The organism is Pallidibacillus thermolactis (assembly GCF_025660415.1).
GTDB classification, from domain to species: domain Bacteria; phylum Bacillota; class Bacilli; order Bacillales; family Caldibacillaceae; genus Pallidibacillus; species Pallidibacillus thermolactis.
The window spans coordinates 15,594-32,003 of sequence record NZ_JAOUSE010000036.1; the positions used below are offsets into that span (position 1 = coordinate 15,594).

16 protein-coding genes and 4 pseudogenes are annotated in these 16,410 nt (G+C 34.3%); 3 read left to right on the forward strand and 17 right to left on the reverse strand.

What is annotated here, in order from left to right; genetic code table 11:
• Window positions 1–22 precede the first annotated feature (22 nt).
• The 11 genes and pseudogenes from OEV82_RS11265 to OEV82_RS11315 form a co-directional block, all read right to left on the reverse strand.
• Window positions 23–799, reverse strand: coding sequence for a sulfite exporter TauE/SafE family protein (locus tag OEV82_RS11265; RefSeq protein WP_263061936.1), 777 nt, complete (start codon window positions 797–799; stop codon window positions 23–25).
• Window positions 800–862: 63 nt separating this feature from the next.
• On the reverse strand, window positions 863–1,090 hold the full coding sequence (locus tag OEV82_RS11270) for a sulfurtransferase TusA family protein (protein WP_161921366.1): 228 nt from the start codon (window positions 1,088–1,090) through the stop codon (window positions 863–865).
• 133 nt (window positions 1,091–1,223) lie between these two features.
• Window positions 1,224–2,351: an MBL fold metallo-hydrolase gene (locus OEV82_RS11275; protein ID WP_263061937.1), complete on the reverse strand. Its 1,128-nt coding sequence runs from the start codon at window positions 2,349–2,351 to the stop codon at window positions 1,224–1,226.
• Window positions 2,352–2,434: 83 nt separating this feature from the next.
• Window positions 2,435–2,830, reverse strand: a complete 396-nt coding sequence (locus OEV82_RS11280; RefSeq protein WP_173661020.1) for a DsrE/DsrF/DrsH-like family protein — start codon at window positions 2,828–2,830, stop codon at window positions 2,435–2,437.
• A gap of 12 nt (window positions 2,831–2,842) precedes the next feature.
• A complete protein-coding gene (locus OEV82_RS11285) occupies window positions 2,843–3,394 on the reverse strand; it encodes a sulfurtransferase TusA family protein (RefSeq protein ID WP_108897342.1) in 552 nt (183 codons plus the stop codon).
• A gap of 306 nt (window positions 3,395–3,700) precedes the next feature.
• Window positions 3,701–4,198: a kinase gene (locus OEV82_RS11290; protein ID WP_263061938.1), complete on the reverse strand. Its 498-nt coding sequence runs from the start codon at window positions 4,196–4,198 to the stop codon at window positions 3,701–3,703.
• Window positions 4,199–4,344: 146 nt separating this feature from the next.
• Entirely contained in the window at window positions 4,345–4,860 is a 516-nt protein-coding gene (locus OEV82_RS11295; RefSeq protein WP_263061939.1) for a GNAT family N-acetyltransferase, read from the reverse strand.
• 197 nt (window positions 4,861–5,057) lie between these two features.
• A pseudogene (locus tag OEV82_RS11300) lies at window positions 5,058–5,243 on the reverse strand (DUF4269 domain-containing protein); the annotation flags it as partial.
• A 175-nt stretch (window positions 5,244–5,418) separates the two neighbouring features.
• Window positions 5,419–6,096, reverse strand: coding sequence for a hypothetical protein (locus OEV82_RS11305; protein WP_263061940.1), 678 nt, complete (start codon window positions 6,094–6,096; stop codon window positions 5,419–5,421).
• Between the two features lie 445 nt (window positions 6,097–6,541).
• A complete protein-coding gene (locus OEV82_RS11310; RefSeq protein WP_317634315.1) occupies window positions 6,542–7,801 on the reverse strand; it encodes an MFS transporter in 1,260 nt (419 codons plus the stop codon).
• Between the two features lie 60 nt (window positions 7,802–7,861).
• The gene (locus tag OEV82_RS11315; RefSeq protein WP_263061941.1) at window positions 7,862–8,455 is read right to left on the reverse strand and encodes a TetR/AcrR family transcriptional regulator; all 594 of its coding nucleotides are present in this window, start codon (window positions 8,453–8,455) and stop codon (window positions 7,862–7,864) included.
• 126 nt (window positions 8,456–8,581) lie between these two features.
• Here OEV82_RS11315 and OEV82_RS11320 point away from each other — a divergent pair.
• Together OEV82_RS11320 and OEV82_RS11325 are read left to right on the forward strand one after the other, a co-directional pair.
• Window positions 8,582–8,965 (forward strand): annotated as a pseudogene (locus tag OEV82_RS11320) (sialate O-acetylesterase); the annotation flags it as partial.
• Window positions 8,962–9,502 (forward strand): annotated as a pseudogene (locus tag OEV82_RS11325) (PadR family transcriptional regulator). The pseudogenes OEV82_RS11320 and OEV82_RS11325, both read left to right, overlap by 4 nt.
• A 309-nt stretch (window positions 9,503–9,811) precedes the next feature.
• On the opposite strand, the gene OEV82_RS11330 reads toward OEV82_RS11325, so the two are convergent.
• Both OEV82_RS11330 and OEV82_RS11335 read right to left on the reverse strand, forming a co-directional pair.
• Window positions 9,812–10,354, reverse strand: coding sequence for a GNAT family N-acetyltransferase (locus OEV82_RS11330; RefSeq protein ID WP_263061942.1), 543 nt, complete (start codon window positions 10,352–10,354; stop codon window positions 9,812–9,814).
• Window positions 10,355–10,389: 35 nt separating this feature from the next.
• Window positions 10,390–11,253, reverse strand: coding sequence for an alpha/beta fold hydrolase (locus OEV82_RS11335; RefSeq protein ID WP_263061943.1), 864 nt, complete (start codon window positions 11,251–11,253; stop codon window positions 10,390–10,392).
• Window positions 11,254–11,393: 140 nt separating this feature from the next.
• Here OEV82_RS11335 and OEV82_RS11340 point away from each other — a divergent pair, with 140 nt between their 5' ends.
• Complete coding sequence (locus OEV82_RS11340) at window positions 11,394–11,981, forward strand: TetR/AcrR family transcriptional regulator (protein ID WP_173659807.1); 588 nt, start codon at window positions 11,394–11,396, stop codon at window positions 11,979–11,981.
• Window positions 11,982–12,313: 332 nt separating this feature from the next.
• Here OEV82_RS11340 and OEV82_RS11345 read toward each other — a convergent pair.
• The 4 genes and pseudogenes from OEV82_RS11345 to OEV82_RS11360 all read right to left on the reverse strand — a co-directional run bounded on the left by OEV82_RS11345 (window position 12,314) and on the right by OEV82_RS11360 (window position 16,021).
• A pseudogene (locus tag OEV82_RS11345) lies at window positions 12,314–12,886 on the reverse strand (GNAT family N-acetyltransferase).
• Between the two features lie 171 nt (window positions 12,887–13,057).
• Window positions 13,058–14,344, reverse strand: a complete 1,287-nt coding sequence (locus OEV82_RS11350) for an arsenic transporter (RefSeq protein ID WP_263061944.1) — start codon at window positions 14,342–14,344, stop codon at window positions 13,058–13,060.
• Window positions 14,345–14,424: 80 nt separating this feature from the next.
• Window positions 14,425–15,849: an amidase gene (locus OEV82_RS11355; RefSeq protein WP_263061945.1), complete on the reverse strand. Its 1,425-nt coding sequence runs from the start codon at window positions 15,847–15,849 to the stop codon at window positions 14,425–14,427.
• Window positions 15,839–16,021: a hypothetical protein gene (locus OEV82_RS11360; RefSeq protein WP_263061946.1), complete on the reverse strand. Its 183-nt coding sequence runs from the start codon at window positions 16,019–16,021 to the stop codon at window positions 15,839–15,841. The genes OEV82_RS11355 and OEV82_RS11360 overlap by 11 nt, the downstream gene beginning before the upstream one ends.
• Window positions 16,022–16,410 lie beyond the last annotated feature (389 nt).

Sequence of the window (16,410 nt, forward strand, 5' to 3'; positions counted from 1 at the left end):
AAAAAGTTAATATTAAATCACATTATAAAATATCGATCCAAAGTTTAATGGCAGTACTAGCAATCATAATAGCTAGAATAAACTGTAAGATTTTGGTATTCATTTTCTTACCAACCTTCGTACCGAGTGGGGCGGCGATAAAACTTGCAATAATCATAATGATAGCTGGTAAATAATCTACCTGCCCCGTGATCAGTTTACCAATACTACTCCCAATGGAAGATATGAAGGTAATAGCTAAACTTGTAGCAATCGTCATTCTCGTTGGGATATGCAGAACTGTTAACATAATTGGTACAAGTAAAAATCCTCCTGCTGCTCCAACAATACCAGATACGATTCCAACTACTAAAGCTAGAATTGCTGCCAGTGGCTTATTAAATGTCACTTCATTTAATGGCATATCATCCACTAGCTTTTTTGGTATAAACATCATCACTGCCGCAACTAAAGCAAGAATGCCATATACGACATTTACTACTTGTTCCGATAATAAACTAGATCCATAACTACCAATTAAGCTACCAATGAGAATAGCTCCACCCATATAAATGATGAGTTGTTTGTTTAGATATCCTCCTTTACGATACGCCCATACTCCAGCGATGGAGGCAAATAATACTTGTATAGCACTTATCCCCGACACTTCGTGGGCCGTGAATGCTACTATACCAAATAAAGGTGGAATATATAATAGCATCGGATATTTAATAATGGAACCGCCGACGCCTAACATACCGGATAAGAATGAACCAATAAATCCAATAGCAAATATGACGATAATAAATGTTAAAACCATTGATAAACCTTCTTTCTACATCAGGAAAAGCGAGTAGTGATTCTACTCGCTATTTGATTTTCATTATGCTTTTTGAATATAAAAGTATAGAACATCCTCTTCTGTTTTTTGTTCTAACACAGTGTGGCCGCCTGATTTTGCCCAAGCAGGTATATCGTTCAATGCACCTTTGTCTGTAACAACTACTTCAAGTACTTCTCCTGATTTAATCGCATCGATTGCTTTTTTGGTTTTAACGATAGGCATTGGACATGCAAGACCTTTTGCATCTAATGTTTTGGTAATGTTCATTTGATAGTCCTCCATTTTATATTTAAAGTTTTCCGAATTAAGTCCCTATTTTATGTTTTACAAACAGCCTCTCTCAGAATATCAAATTAAAATTTTTTAATATCAATTGTTGTTTCAAATTACAAATCAACATTTAGCGGACGGCACAACGGTTTGGACCAATCTCCATTTCAGTTTGTTCATCATTATCTGGAGTAATTTTACCCATATTGACTTGACGAATTTGTTGATATGCGTTTGGTTGTGGTGGCAAATGATCCGTTACCGTACGACGGAATTCACCTTCGTCTTCGATATTCAGACCATGGTTTTCTTTAAATAAATCACCTAGTCTTCTTGCTACAGTACCATCTTCATTTAATTCATCAATAATCATGAAGTGTGCTGGTAATACGACTAGGTCTTCTGCAAGTTCACGATAACGAAAATATAATGTTTCACGTAGATCATCTACCCAGTCTTCCGCAAGTCCTGCTAAGTCAGGACGACCAATGGAATCAATAAAAAGAATATCTCCTGTTAATAAGAACTGATTATCGATTATAAATGAAGTCGAACCGATTGTATGACCAGGTGAGTAAAATGCATTTACATCAATTTGAGATGCACCAATTTTAATGTTTAGCCCATCTGTTAGAGGTGTGTAGTCGAATACTACCTCTGTAGCATCTTTTGGTGGTAGGTAGTAAGTAGCGCCTGTTGCAGCTGCAATGTGACGTCCACCCGAGATATGATCCGCATGTAGATGCGTATCAAATACATGTTTGATTTCTACACCTTTTTCTTTAGCAAAGTTTGTGAATACATCCGTGAAACGGACTGCATCGATAATAGCTGCTTCGCCTTCAGAAATTACCATATAAGATAAACAACCTTTTCCTAAACGGACAAATTGGTATATCTCCCCACCATTTTCTAAATCGGAAACTTTAATTGGTTCTAGATAACTACTCCAAGATTTCATTCCACCTTCAAGATATGCAACTTCACGACCAGCTTCAGAAAGCATTTCTGCTACCATAACGGAAGATCCTTCCTTAGCACATACAACTAATACTTCCTTATCTGTTGGAAGTTTAGGCAAAATCTCTTCTACACCATCCATTAATTCGAAGTAAGGGATATTTAAATACTCGAATTTATGTCCTTCAATTTTCCAATCCTCAAATGCATCATGATTACGAACATCTAAAATAAATAATTCTTCGTTATCAATTACTTTTCGAGCAACTTCTGCTGCAGTCCATTTATATACTGTCATTACCAAATTACCCCCCTAGGTATATTTTGAGTTATTTTTTAACAGTGGAGAATTTCTCCACTGCATAAAGATTGATCATCTAATTAGAAAGTTAATGTTGGTGATGCATCTTTTGCATATTCTAGGAATGTTACTGCTCCACCAACTTCTATACCATCAACGAAATCTTCTTTCGTAAGTCCCATAACATCCATTGTCATTTGACATGCTATAAATTTAACACCTAGTTCCTGTGCCATCTCAACTAGTTGTGGGATAGTAGGAACATTTGCTTTTTCAAACCCTTCGGTTAAATGTTCCTTTCCCGCTGGCATTTCTAAAGCGTGCATTGCTTGTTTATGAATTAAGTTTAGCCCATCAAAAGTGAAAAAGATTTGTACCTCTTTTTCTGAAGCTGCTGCTGCTGTTGCAATATTAAATACTTTATAGGCATCAAATAAACCACCGTTTGCTGCAATAATCGCTACTTTATTAGACATATTAAATTCCTCCTATACCTCTTTTGTTAGTTTACCGTTCCACTCAGTCATACCTGGTAGAACGTTATATACTTTTGTAAAGCCATTTTTAGCTAAAATTTGTGCTGCCATATCCGAGCGTTTTCCGGTACGGCAAACCACATAAATCTCTTGTTCTTTATTCAATTCTTCTAGTCTTGATTCTAATTCTCCCAAAGGGATGGATTTAGCACCTTCAATATGCCCAAATGCATATTCAGCCTCTTCACGCACATCTAAAATTAAGCCATCACGTGATTCAATTTCATTAAGTGAAACAGTGTGTTCGAATGTTTTTTCCACTTCCGGTTCACTAGAACCTTTACGGATGTAATGATAAAATACATCGCCTTCTTCTACTGTTCCTAAATATTGATGTCCTACAGAACTTGCCCAAGCAGCCAAATCTGCCTTGGAGCCTTTATCTGTTGCTTGAACTTCCAAAACTTGACCTTCTTCAAGATCGGTAATTGCTTTTTTGGTTTTTACTATTGGCATAGGACAAGCTAGACCTTTAGCATCTAATTGAAGATTTGCTTTTATCATTCAGTTACCCCCTATGGTATTAAATTTACTAAAAATAAATAGTCGCTGACTTCATCAATATACCTGTATGGGTATATTTCCAGGCGGTAAAATAGTCGTATTTTACTAACGACTTTTACTTGATGCCTATTTAAGATTTCACTTATTCGTTCGTGATTACCAATCACATAACCTATAATATACCCCGTGGGGTAAAATGTCAACCCTTTGATTTTTTATTTTTTATGCATTTGTTATGGATGTATATGAATTGGTATTGAAAAAAGGTGGTTAATCCTTCTTGGATCAACACACCAATTTGTGTCATCACTTTTGTAATTGTTTGATAATGAATGTAAAAATATCATCCTCTGACATATCATTGGTTAGAAATGTTTCTCCAGGTACACCAAGATAATCTTTTTCCCTCCACCATTTACGGAGAGCTTCTTCTCCGAACTCCGTTTTCTTCGGACTCGAATTGTGACGTTTTAGCGTTTCTTCATATGTAAGATCATAGTAAAAAACATGGGCATTCCCCTCAAAAAACCGGATTAAATTCGTCAACATCTCTCCATACCAGGCCTTGTACAATATCCCTTCCACAATCACATATTCACATTTTCCTTTACCGTATTCTGCAATTTGCCGAATTAGGTCAATTGATAGATTCCCATCCCGATCATGAACGTTTAACATCTCACGCCGAACAACATCCTGGGAAACTAAGAGTGTTCCATGACCAAAATAGTTTTGAAGTCTTTTCGCAATCGTTGTTTTTCCGCTTCTTGAATTCCCACGAATGATGACTAGTTTCGATTCCATAAAATCCCCTACTTTCTATCACTCGACCAAAGTGATTTGAATAAAACTAAGTCTTCTTTCACTGCCAAATAATGGTGTTCGTAAATCAGAAGTGGTTTTGCCCTCGATTTCTTTCAACTGGTTCTTGCACTTTTTACTGGATAAATTTAGATAAAGGAATAAACATTTGTATAAACCCAATCTTTAAATGATTGAAATTGTTGAACTTGTAGAGGCTCAGGGTAAGACATGATGACAAGGGGCACCGGGCTTTGACCTTTAGCAAGTGCCGGTTGTACATAGCTCCACGGGTTCAGATTAAAACCGTTTCGTTTATAAAAGTTTGCCCGTCTTTTTTCAAGCTCTCCCTCCGGCAGTTCAATTTCGAGTACAACAGGTTTTCTTTGTTGCTTAAGAAAATCCTGAAGTAGTTTCGAACCTAATCCGCCGTTACGGAATCTTTCTTTTACCGCAAAATGCTCGATAAAGATAAACTCTGGTCCTTCCCATGTAGCAAGAAAACCGGCAAGCTCCCGATCTTTCTCATAAGCAAAAATCCGGTAATGCGGTTGGGACAGTAATGCTCGTTGGGATTCATACGGTCGATATTCATCAATCGGAAAAGATTGTTCTATTATTTGAAAAATTTCATCAAACTGCTCATCGTGTAAAACCTTTAACATAAAATTCTCCTTACTAGATTTGTATATATTGGTATATTATACTTAAAAAGTAATAAAGTACACCATGAATAAACACCATGATTTTTCAATAATAACTATGTGAATGAATCCTTTATTCCACAAACTGCCCCGTTAACAAAAAATTCCATAATCCACTACTCCTTCTTGAATAATGCCCCGTTTGTTCAATAAAGTAATTAAATAATCCCATTATTTTTCCCGAATTCTATAAGTGCATCATATGGGTCTCCTTCCAATCCCAATACTTTACAAAATGCAGGTTCCGTTTTCATGCCATTTTTCTTTAATACTATTACTTGTTCTTTTATGGATGGCTGATTGATTATTAAGTAGTTTTCAATAATCATATGGAGATAAGCATATTGTTTTTTTACGGATTATTTTATAGTAAAAATAGTCTCGGTTTTGTCTTATAACTATCTTGAAGTCGGGATTGAATCAAAAATTGTTTCTGTCAAGCATACATTGGAAATAATAATTTTTTAAAATCTTGAAATCTGAATGCTATTGACACAATTAGATCGCAAGCCAAATCTTCTAAAATCTTGATTCTATTCCTCTTTCTCTTAATTTTTCCTCTAACAAATCTAATTGAAAATGTTTTAATTTAGGATTATTTTTACGTAGATCATTCAACATTTGAGTTAAGGTACGATTTTTATAATCTTTCCCTATAATCCGATTTACAAATTTAATTCTTTCAAAGAACGGTTCACAATAGTAATACTTTTCTAAATCAGCTTTGTATTTCGCTAAAGGTCCATATATTGGTGTATCCCAACATATGATTAATAAGTTAATAGCGTTATATAATTGTTTAGCAGTATGATTCCATTTCTTTGTACCTTTTGAATTTTCACTCGAATTGAAATCACTAACTTTATTGATGGATTTATTATTATTTTCGTTGGATTTATTACTATTTTCAGTGGTAATAATGTCTTGTATTAATGGATTAAACAAAGGCAAACCGTCGTGTTGAATTAAATTTAAAAAGTGTTCTGCTGCATGATATCCACAATAGAAACCACCTGAATCAGTTGGATCGTGTTTATTCACATATTCAAATAAATAATATGTATCCTTTAATATTTGACCTGTACAACTTTGTTTGCTTTGACCTTCTAATAATTTGGTATGCGCAGTTGGTTTAATTATATAGTTTTCTACCAATCTTTCCCTACATTTAGGACCTCTACAATTTATATTTTTCATTTGATCACCTCTATTCCAATATTAAAGTTCGACATTACTGTAAATACATAACAACAAAACTTTTTGAATCCAGAAACTTATCCAATATTTAGACCAAACCAAGCAATACAGCAAAAACAGTGAGCCCGTGACCGACGAAGAAATAATTTTCCTCAATATAACCTCACGCACTAGTAGTATCTCTTTTTCTCTATACTTTACAAACCTAACCGGACCCTTTTTGCAAAATAACTTAAATTTATTCTAACATTCATTACCATTCAAATCATCCAAACCATCAGAAGATTTATTTTATTCAGCTGTGAAAATGCTGTTTAAAATAAAATATGGAGTGAACATTACGATACTTTTATTTCTTCTATTTATACTTGTTTTAACTATAGATTTTAATCATCTTTTCACAAACCACTTTATTCTTTCTTTAAAAATTTCATTAGTAGCTGAATTATTCCTTTTCATACTCCTTTTTTATAAATCTATAAACTGAAACATAATTAAAAATAATACAAGTCCCTAAACAGATATTAATTGTGGTGATACCCATTTCAGTAATATATTCCATTCCTAATATAAACAAACTAGATAATATGCCGCCCAACGCCGCTAATAATCCTAAAATTGATAGATGGGTTCCTCTCGTTTCTTCAGGTATAATTTTTGCGGTAATAGATTGTAAAGTTGGGTAATAGATTAATCTCCCAATAGATATCAGGACCATTCCAAATAGTAAAAAAATCGGCTGTAAAAAGTAACTTAAACAAATATATCCTAGGATAAACAGTAGTAACCCTAAAATCATTTTCCCTTTTTCAGATAAACTAGATGTAGATTTCAAAATGACCCCAACTGCAAAAACTGTTATTACTGTATCTACTACGTGTAAATAGCCAATCATATGATACCCCGTAATATCTCCAAATGGATAATTTGAAACGATTCTTATGGATAAGTAATTGGGAAATTGTTCACTTAATAGATTTATTAGTAGATTGCCTATACATAATAAAACAAAAACTCTAGAAGCGAATAACCTCATCATCTTAAACGGTTCCTTTTTAAGATCTACATCTTTTTCAATTGTATTTTGCACGATTTTACTTTGCTGTATATACGTATCTTTTATAAAATAGCAAGTACAAAAAGCCGAAAGAATAGATGATGCTCCTACTAAAAAAAATAAAAGAGGAGAATACTTTTCAAAAAAGAATCCACCTAAAATACTTCCAATCGCAAATGCCACATTAGAAATCCACATAAAATATGTGTATATGATACTTCTATTATTCTCATCACTGGCATCAATGATTAGTGCAGAATAGGCAGGATTAGCAGCACTTTCAAAAAAATATATTGTCATAAATGAAAGTATTATGGGAATTGCATAGAAATGAAAGAAAGAATCAAAATAACTGATTAAAATAAAACTAATTCCTGAAACTAACTCACTAACTATGATAACTTTCTTCCTCCCGATATGATCTGAACATCTACCTCCAATTAAATATCCTAATAAACTAAAAACGCCAACTAAAAGAATAGTAGCAGTGGTTAATGCAGCACTGATTTTATTTGAAAAGTATACAACGGAATAAGGCATTACCATAGCTGAACCGACTACTTGAAAAAAGTTTAGAATCATTCGAGACTGGATAGTTTTGTTAAATTTGAATATTTGCTTCATAAACTCCCCCCAAGTTATATGAATTGACCGTAGTTATTTTTGATTGATTAATCAATCAAAAATAATCAGAAATAAAAGGCCCCATTATTTAGGGCCAAATAATCGTAATGCAATTTCTGCAAACTGGTTCCAATCTTCTGATGTAGGATCGTCTGCATAAGATAATCGTAAACCAAATAACAAACTTACATAGGCTATCGCAATTTTTTCTGTATTTCCTGAAGCCAATTGATCTGCCATCTGTCCATTGCGGATGAGTAACTCAATTTTTTTCGTTAGTTTTTGTGTATACAAATTTGCTACTTGAAAGGCTTTAGGAAAACGCTCATATTGACTATTCACTTGAACCAGTAGTCGTAAATAGTCTTTCCGATTATAAATTATTTTGATATGATTTTTAATCATTTGTGAGATTTCAGTCTTGAATATGGCAGGTTGTGTATTAAACTTCAACATTTCTTCTAAGTATGATTCAGCAGGTTTTGTAACACATACTGTAAAAAGTTCTTCTTTATTTCCATAATATGTGGAAACGAGACCAAAACTTACATTTGCATCTTTTGCAATTTCACTTATAGTAGTGGCATCATAACCTTTTTTTGAAAAACGTTTAATCGCAGACTCTAATACTTTTTCTTTCTTTTGTTCAATCGTTCTCTTTTGATCTTCGCTTGACATTTAAGATTCATCCTTTATATTTATTGATTGATTAATCAATCAATATTTTACATTATAAAGAAATAAAAGTAAATGAAATAATAAACCTACTTCGTTAGTACATTAAATTCCACTCAATCGTCTGATCTTCAAGATGTCCCATTAATTATTGGTGAGCTTGGTGAGTTTCTAGGGAAAACAGGTTTCGGAAAGCACTCACCAGAGTTTCAAAAAATCAACGAACAATTACGTCGATTTGCTTATGAGCAGCCAAATTGTTATTTTGTTACGGCAAAAGGTCTAACTGCCAATCCGGATGGTATTCATTTTAATGCCATTTCTCAACGCTTCCAAGCATTTTCGAAAAGGTGTCATATCTTAGAGCCTCTTTCGGATGAAGATCAATCATTAAAAATAAACCATGACTATTCGAAATCTGAACAAATTTATATTCACAGTATGGATTTGGCTCTAGGGAAAATAACATACGCGGAATTTGAAGCACGAATAACGAAGGTGATGCAACCTTGATTCCCTTATTAATCCTTGGTTTATTAATTCAAAACCCTGGGGCTCATGGATATGAACAATTAAATTTAATGGAAAAACGACATTATAAATATATCGTTAACTTTACCAAAGGATCATTTTATTACCATTTGCAACAGCTTGAAGAAAAAGGGTTGATTGAACAAACACATCAAATCAGTCCAAACAACGGTCGTGAAATGCCCTCCTTTAAAATCACATCTTTAGGAAGAGAAGAATTCAATAAATTAATGATCAAATATGGAACGAAATCCGAGTATGTAAAACTTACAATTCTATGGGGTATTCCTCTTCGCAGATGAATTTGATAAACATAAATTATTAGAATTAATCCAATCACAAATTGATCAAACTGAAGCCAGAATTGCTCTTCTGGATAAATACCTGGCAACCACTAAAGAACCACCTGGTAAAATTGACTATTTTCGTCGCATGAACGAAAATTCCCGTTCTCATCATTTAGTGAACTTAAAATGGTTTAAAAAATTGAAGGCAGACATCGAACAAGCTACTAAATAAGCCAAGCTTTTTGTAAAAATGTGTAAAACGGTATAAAGACATTATAATTTCTACGATTTTTACAAACACGCCCAAACGCTTGATACATCTACATTTGGGCGTGTTCCCATTTTTCACTTGTTCACTATAAAAAAATCATTTCATTAAAATTTATGGGTGTCTAAACAACAAAAATACAATAAAGATATTTAAAACGATCGAAAAAAACTGCATCCACTCCAATTTTAGAACTCCTTCAGAAAAAAACATATTTCAAACCTGTTGAAAGAAACTTCAGTTATAGTCCTATACTTGAATTCAACTTACAATTTACATTTTTTCAAAAAACACATTAGGATATTCAACAACTCCTGAAACTTTATCAAGAGTATTTTCACCTAACTCCATTGCCATGAATGCCTCATCCGGTACTTCAAAAGGAGATTTTATACCCCAAGTAGATGCTTTTTTGAAACCGAACTTGGAATAATATTCTGGATACCCCAAGACGACAACCGAATTAAATCTAAGCTCTTTTGCTTTTTTCAATGCTTTACGAATTAATAGCTTACCTACACCTTGATTTTGAAATTCCGGTAATACAGATACAGGTGCAAGAGCGAGTGACTCTACAACTTGATTGTCATTTACAATCTTTATCTTGGATAAAAGAATATGTCCTATTACTCGACTATTATCATTATCGATTGCCACTAAGGATAATTCTGGTATAAATGCATCTGAATTTCTAATTCGAGACACCAAATTATGTTCATTTCCATCACTGTGTTCTGCATTAGCAAATGCACACTTTACTACTTTTTCAGTTAACTTATAGTCCTTAACCTGTTCTTGTCTAATTATTATGTTCATTTCTTTACATCTCCTGTTCGAATACATATTCTTACTTACTCCTTCGCTAGAAATGTAGTAATAACCTGGGTAAATTCTTCAGGTCTCTCTTTCTGCGGCCAATGTTTACACCCTTCCATTACATATATTTCGGAGTTCTTAATTACCTTATGTGCTTCTAACGCATGTTTAATAGGAACCGTCGTATCTTTTGAACCATGGACGAGCAATGTTCGTTTTTTAATTTCAGATAATCTTTCTGCCAACTTAGTTCTAAGTCCCGTTCGTGTAATCTCACTTCTTTGGAATGACATAAATGCTTTACCAGCATGTGGGGATTGTAAAAGTGCATAAATTTCATCTATAAGTTCTTCCGATACATTATTAGGATTTCCAAACAAACTATTAATTAGCGTCCATTTCACAAACCTTCTGCTTTTACTTGCCCATTTATATGAAAGCTCATTTAAGAATGATTTTGTATACCAATAAGATAAAAGATGGTAAGGAAGTTTACTAAATAGCCCCCATGCACCTACTAATACTAGCCTTTCTACTCGAGCTGGATATTGAAGTGTAAATCCAAGAGAAATACCTCCACCTAAAGATAAACCAATCAAGTTAGCCTTCTCAAGGTGAAGACTATCCATTATTTGATTCAAAATATCAATGTAAAAGCGAAGTGAATATTCTACATTAGGTTTATCACTTTTTCCATATCCAGGAAGATCAGGAGCAAATACACGGTGTTTTTTTGCTAAAAGACCTAGTACCTCCCCCCAAGAAATATTTGCTGAATCGACTCCTGCTCCGTGCAAAAGTATCACAGGTGAACCAGTTTCTCCAGCCGTGTAGCAATTGACATTTACATCATTTAGTTTAAGTTTTACCGTTTTAACTTCTGGCAAGTTTTCTAGCATATGAATCCTCCACAGAATCTTAATAGTTTATGAAATTTTTTTATTAATATAGTTCATAATATACAAAATTACTTATTCCTGCAACAATTTTTATTGTTTTATTACATAATTTTTAATAAACTAACAATGAGGTGAAAAAAATGGATGGTTTTGAAAAACGCAGGGAGCAAAAGAAAAGAGACATATTAGAAGCCGCATTAGCCTTATTTATGGAATATGGAATACAAAAGGTATCCATTACAGAAATAGCTAAAAAAGCCAATGTATCTCAAGTCACCATATATAATTACTTTGAAAGTAAAGATAATCTAGTTCGTTTAGTTTTTAAGTATTATGTCGATCAGATATGGAATGAACAAAAACAACTATTAGTTAATGACCTTCCATTTAACGAGAAGATTAAAAAGATAATATTTAATAAAGGAATTGCCGCTAATCAAATAAGCGAACAATTTTTTCAAGATTTTATGAAAGATTATGCAAGTGGACGGAGTTATGTTGAAGAAGTATATCAAAAGGAAGCCCTTCCACTCTTCATTAAACTTTTTAATGAAGGTAGAGAACAAGGATATATTAACTCTGAGGTATCAGATGAAGCTATTTTATTCTATTTAAAGATGTTTCAAGAATATTTACAGCGTGAAGATGTTGGCACAATGACACTTCCAATAGCAGAGGATCTTACCAAGCTATTCTTTTATGGTATAACTGGTAGGAAAGAAGATTAAGACCTTGTTCAACTAGAATAGTTATGTAGAAGTTTTAAATGAACTCCCTGAGCTTTTCGCCCATTAAACCAAACAAGAACGTTTGCGAAGAAACACACTTACTGACGGAATTGTAAAACTATAATTCATATAAGCGTATCTAATAAAAATCTTGAGGTTTATTTGTCATGCGATAATTTATTTTGTAAGGAAAGGCTACTCCTTCCTTACAAAAAAAAAGACCAAATTATATTTAAAAAGGACTTAAATTGATGTTGAGTAGCTAATTGTACGTTGTATCCTGCTTCTTGTCCGTTTTTCAAAGGGTCATCCTCATTCTCATAAACGTGGCATCATAGTCTGATTTCGAATAGGGTTCTGTTCGCTCTTTTGCTGAAGAACTCATCTTTAAGAATGCTCATTCTTAAACGATCGACAAACTCCCCTTTTCTTAATCCGGTCTTGTCTTAAAATGCCTTCTTCAACAAAACCCATACGTTTATAAGATTTTATGGCTCTTTCATGATCAACCTCAACTCTAAGCCAAATCTTGTTAAGATCTAATTCATTAAATCCCCACAAAAGCTTCTTGCATTGCAGATAATCATACCCTTTTCCCCAATAGTTTTTGTCCCTAATCGCTATGCCTAGTTCAGCGTGTTTGTTTAATTTATCGATATTTTTCAGGTCAATCCAACCTATATGTTTACCCTGTTCAGTTACGATCGCTTTTTGTTCATATCCATTTGTTTTTTCAATGCACATCTTAATCCAATTTAGCGTTTCTTCTCTGCTAAATGGTGGATATTGATCTGGCATGTTTAAATGTTTTGTTACTTCTTTATCTAAACACCATTGATATGATCTTCGACATCATCAAGAGTTAATTCTCTTAAAATTACTTCTGGCAGTTTCTTTGTACCCATATTTTTGTCACCCATATACCGTAATGATTCTATTGAGGAAAATGCAGTAAATACAATTATCGTAATCAGTGTTTTCCTGATGCATCTTTTTTTGAATAGTTTTAATTATAATAATCGTATTACAAAACCTAAATTCTTGTTTCTCAATCATTAACAACTAACTTAATAGAGCTAAAAGATTAACAACACGAGATATAGACCTAATAATGTAATAAATAAAGTCGGCAGGGTCAGAATAACCCCCACTTTAAAATAATAGCCCCATGTAATTTTTAAATCTTTAGAAGTTAAAACGTGTAACCATAACAATGTGGCAAGTGACCCAATCGGGGTCATTTTCGGACCTAAATCACTACCAATCACATTGGCATACACTAAAGCTTCTTGCCATCCCCCACTTGCTTCGGCAATGGCCAGGGAATTGATCATCACCGTCGGCAAATTGTTCATGATGGATGAAAGCACGGCAGCTAGAAAACCCATTCCCATCGTAGAAGCAAATAAACCAAAACTAGAGAGATGATCAATAAAATTGGTAAGAAATTGGGTAAGTCCGGCATTTTTCAACCCGTAAACAACGACATACATACCGATCGAAAACAACACAATCGACCAAGGGGCATGTTTCATCACTTCCTTGACATTCACAACGGTCCTACGATAAGCAAAAATAATAAAAATGATGGCGACGATACTTGCAATTATGGATAACGGAATCGCAAAAGTTTCACTGAGGAAATACCCAATGAGTAAGACGAACAATAATCGCCATGACCATTTAAAAAGTAACGGATCTTTGACTGCTTCTTCGGGCTTTTTTAATGTTGATAGATCATATTGATTTGGAATGTTTTTTCGATAGACGATAGATAACATGAATAAACTACCAATTAAACTAAAAATCGTTGGAAGAAACATGCGCATAACGTACTGAAAAAAGCCAATATCAAAAAAATCAGCTGAAATGATATTAACTAAGTTACTGATAACAAAGGGTAATGATGTCGTATCGGCTATAAATCCAGACGCCATAATATATGGAAGATACATTTCCCTGGAAAAACCTAATGAACGGACCATGGCTAATACAATTGGTGTTAAAATAAGAGCCGTTCCATCATTGGAAAAAAACGCAGTCACAAGGGCACCAAGGAAAATGACAAAGATAAACATTTTGTTGCCATTTCCACCGGCCATTCGTGCCATATGTAATGCAGCCCATTCAAAAAAGCCGATTTTATCGAGAATTATGGAAATGATCATTAATGCCACTAACGTCAATGTCGCATTCCAAACTATCGAAACTACATGAACAACATCGGCGATTCCAACGACGCCGGTAATAAGCGCAAGCAACCCGACCATCGTAGCAGACATTCCAACTGAAAGTCCCATTGGTTGCCAAATGATTAAGACTAAAGTTAGAATGAAAATTAAAATGGACAATACAGCATACATATTGGTCTCCTCGTTATTGAAAAAATTGTGAGTAGAAAAAGGGTTATCTCTCATTGAGACAACCCTTTTGAACTTCCATCTTAGTTCGATACTAAGATTTCAGGTTTCCTACCTTTTAGTGGGTTTGTTTGCTCAATTGCAAACCCAACATTCAATAGAGTTCCTTCTTTAAAGGCTGGGCCGATAATCTGTAAACCAACAGGCATGTCACCTTTAAATCCGCATGGCACACTTAAGGCTGGCAGACCTGTTAAGTTTGCAGGACCCGTTAAGCGGATTGTATGTTCAACTAAATCTACTTGCTCCCCGTTCAAGTCTACTAAATTATCCCCGATATCCGGCATGACAATTGGTAATGTTGGTGCAATTAAGACATCGATCTGTGCGAAAGCCTTTTCAAAGTCCTGTTTGAGTTGTCTCCTTAATTGTTGTGCCTGTAGATATTCAACCGCGGTGAATAGCTCACCTAGTTCAAATAGCATACGGATATCATGGCCAAAATCATCTGGACGAGCGATTAAATGACGATGATGAATGGTCGATGCTTCAGATAAGGAAGTAACTAACTCTGCATACTCCGCATACTTTAAGGCTGGGATTTTCACTGGTTCCACTTTGGCGCCTAAGTCCGCTAACTGTTGTATTGTATTGCGGACTAACTTTTCAACAGTTGCATCAACTCTATTGAAGAAGAAGTCTTCCTCAATTCCAATTACTAATCCTTTCACATCGCCTTTTACCTGTTCTGTATATTTTTCAACAGGTACATCAACCGAAGTTGGATCGTTCTTATCAAATCCAGCCAATACTTCGAGTAAGCCTGCCGCATCTTTTACCGTTTTTGTCATTGGTCCGATATGATCAAGTGTCCATGATAACGGATAGACACCGTATTTACTTACAAGACCATGGGTTGGTTTTAATCCAACAATACCGCACGCTGATGATGGAATTCGGATTGAGCCAGCAGTATCAGTTCCTAACGTTGCCACCGTCATATCTGCAACAACTGCTGCACCAGACCCACCACTTGATCCCCCAGGGGCTTTCTTTAAATTCCAAGGATTTTTCACCGGTCCAAAATGTGGACTGTTGTTCGTAATTCCCCAGGCATATTCATGCATGTTTAACTTACCTATAAGGACAATTCCTGCTTCTCTCATTTTCTTTACAGCCGTTGCATCGTAATCTGAAACGAAATCACGATGAATCTTTGATGACATGGTTGTGACTTCATTTTTTACATAAATATTATCTTTAATGGCCATCGGAATACCATGATACATGCCTCGATAATTACCGGTTGCAATTTCCGCATCTGCTTTTTCTGCTTCCTCTAATGCTTTCTTTCTTCTGAAACTCACATAGGCATTAATTTCACCATTGAGCTTTTCTGCATGCTCTAAAACCGCTTCTGTTAACTCTACTGAAGAAACTTCTCTTTTTTCAATTAGAGGTGCTAACTCCTCAACCGACATGGAGACTAAATCTTTTTTACTCAACATGATCACCCCCAGGCATATTTCGGATGGCAAGGTCATAGTCCTCTAGTTTTGCATCATTCATTTCTTGTTTTAGACTTTGAATACCTTCCCATCTCCTTTCAATTTCAGCTAGATGTGGTGGAATCTTGATGCCTTGGTTCTCTAGTAATTGTCGAACTGATAACTTCTTCATGGCACAACCTCCCTATCATCATTCGCCTCTATATTAACAAACCACCATTAAATTATCAAATTTTTATGAATATTCTTTTATTTAAAGGTGTAAATATACAAATCTTGCAACTACGGGCCATCAAATTTTTATCATCCCATCACCGTTTCTATAAATTATAAAGAAAAAGACACCTAGATATGAAATCCAGATGCCTATTTGGATAGTAACTATTTTTAATGAAATAAAATTACAAATTAGATATGGAAGTTTATTAATTGGCTTAGTCTAACCGATAAAATATAATTAACAGTTTTAGATAAATAAGATTTTACACTTCTTATTTGGAAGGGGCTGGAAATTCCCCTTCTTATCCAACAAATTCTATTAAAATACATCTCCATCACTGG

Bases quoted from the DNA above. Each gene is read 5' to 3' on its own strand.
- OEV82_RS11265 (WP_263061936.1), bottom strand. From the start codon at position 799: ATGGTTTTAACATTTATTATCGTCATATTTGCTATTGGATTTATTGGT.
- OEV82_RS11270 (WP_161921366.1), bottom strand. From the start codon at position 1,090: ATGAACATTACCAAAACATTAGATGCAAAAGGTCTTGCATGTCCAATG.
- OEV82_RS11275 (WP_263061937.1), bottom strand. From the start codon at position 2,351: ATGACAGTATATAAATGGACTGCAGCAGAAGTTGCTCGAAAAGTAATT.
- OEV82_RS11280 (WP_173661020.1), bottom strand. From the start codon at position 2,830: ATGTCTAATAAAGTAGCGATTATTGCAGCAAACGGTGGTTTATTTGAT.
- OEV82_RS11285 (WP_108897342.1), bottom strand. From the start codon at position 3,394: ATGATAAAAGCAAATCTTCAATTAGATGCTAAAGGTCTAGCTTGTCCT.
- OEV82_RS11290 (WP_263061938.1), bottom strand. From the start codon at position 4,198: ATGGAATCGAAACTAGTCATCATTCGTGGGAATTCAAGAAGCGGAAAA.
- OEV82_RS11295 (WP_263061939.1), bottom strand. From the start codon at position 4,860: ATGTTAAAGGTTTTACACGATGAGCAGTTTGATGAAATTTTTCAAATA.
- OEV82_RS11305 (WP_263061940.1), bottom strand. From the start codon at position 6,096: ATGAAAAATATAAATTGTAGAGGTCCTAAATGTAGGGAAAGATTGGTA.
- OEV82_RS11315 (WP_263061941.1), bottom strand. From the start codon at position 8,455: ATGTCAAGCGAAGATCAAAAGAGAACGATTGAACAAAAGAAAGAAAAA.
- OEV82_RS11330 (WP_263061942.1), bottom strand. From the start codon at position 10,354: ATGAACATAATAATTAGACAAGAACAGGTTAAGGACTATAAGTTAACT.
- OEV82_RS11335 (WP_263061943.1), bottom strand. From the start codon at position 11,253: ATGCTAGAAAACTTGCCAGAAGTTAAAACGGTAAAACTTAAACTAAAT.
- OEV82_RS11340 (WP_173659807.1), top strand. From the start codon at position 11,394: ATGGATGGTTTTGAAAAACGCAGGGAGCAAAAGAAAAGAGACATATTA.
- OEV82_RS11350 (WP_263061944.1), bottom strand. From the start codon at position 14,344: ATGTATGCTGTATTGTCCATTTTAATTTTCATTCTAACTTTAGTCTTA.
- OEV82_RS11355 (WP_263061945.1), bottom strand. From the start codon at position 15,849: ATGTTGAGTAAAAAAGATTTAGTCTCCATGTCGGTTGAGGAGTTAGCA.
- OEV82_RS11360 (WP_263061946.1), bottom strand. From the start codon at position 16,021: ATGAAGAAGTTATCAGTTCGACAATTACTAGAGAACCAAGGCATCAAG.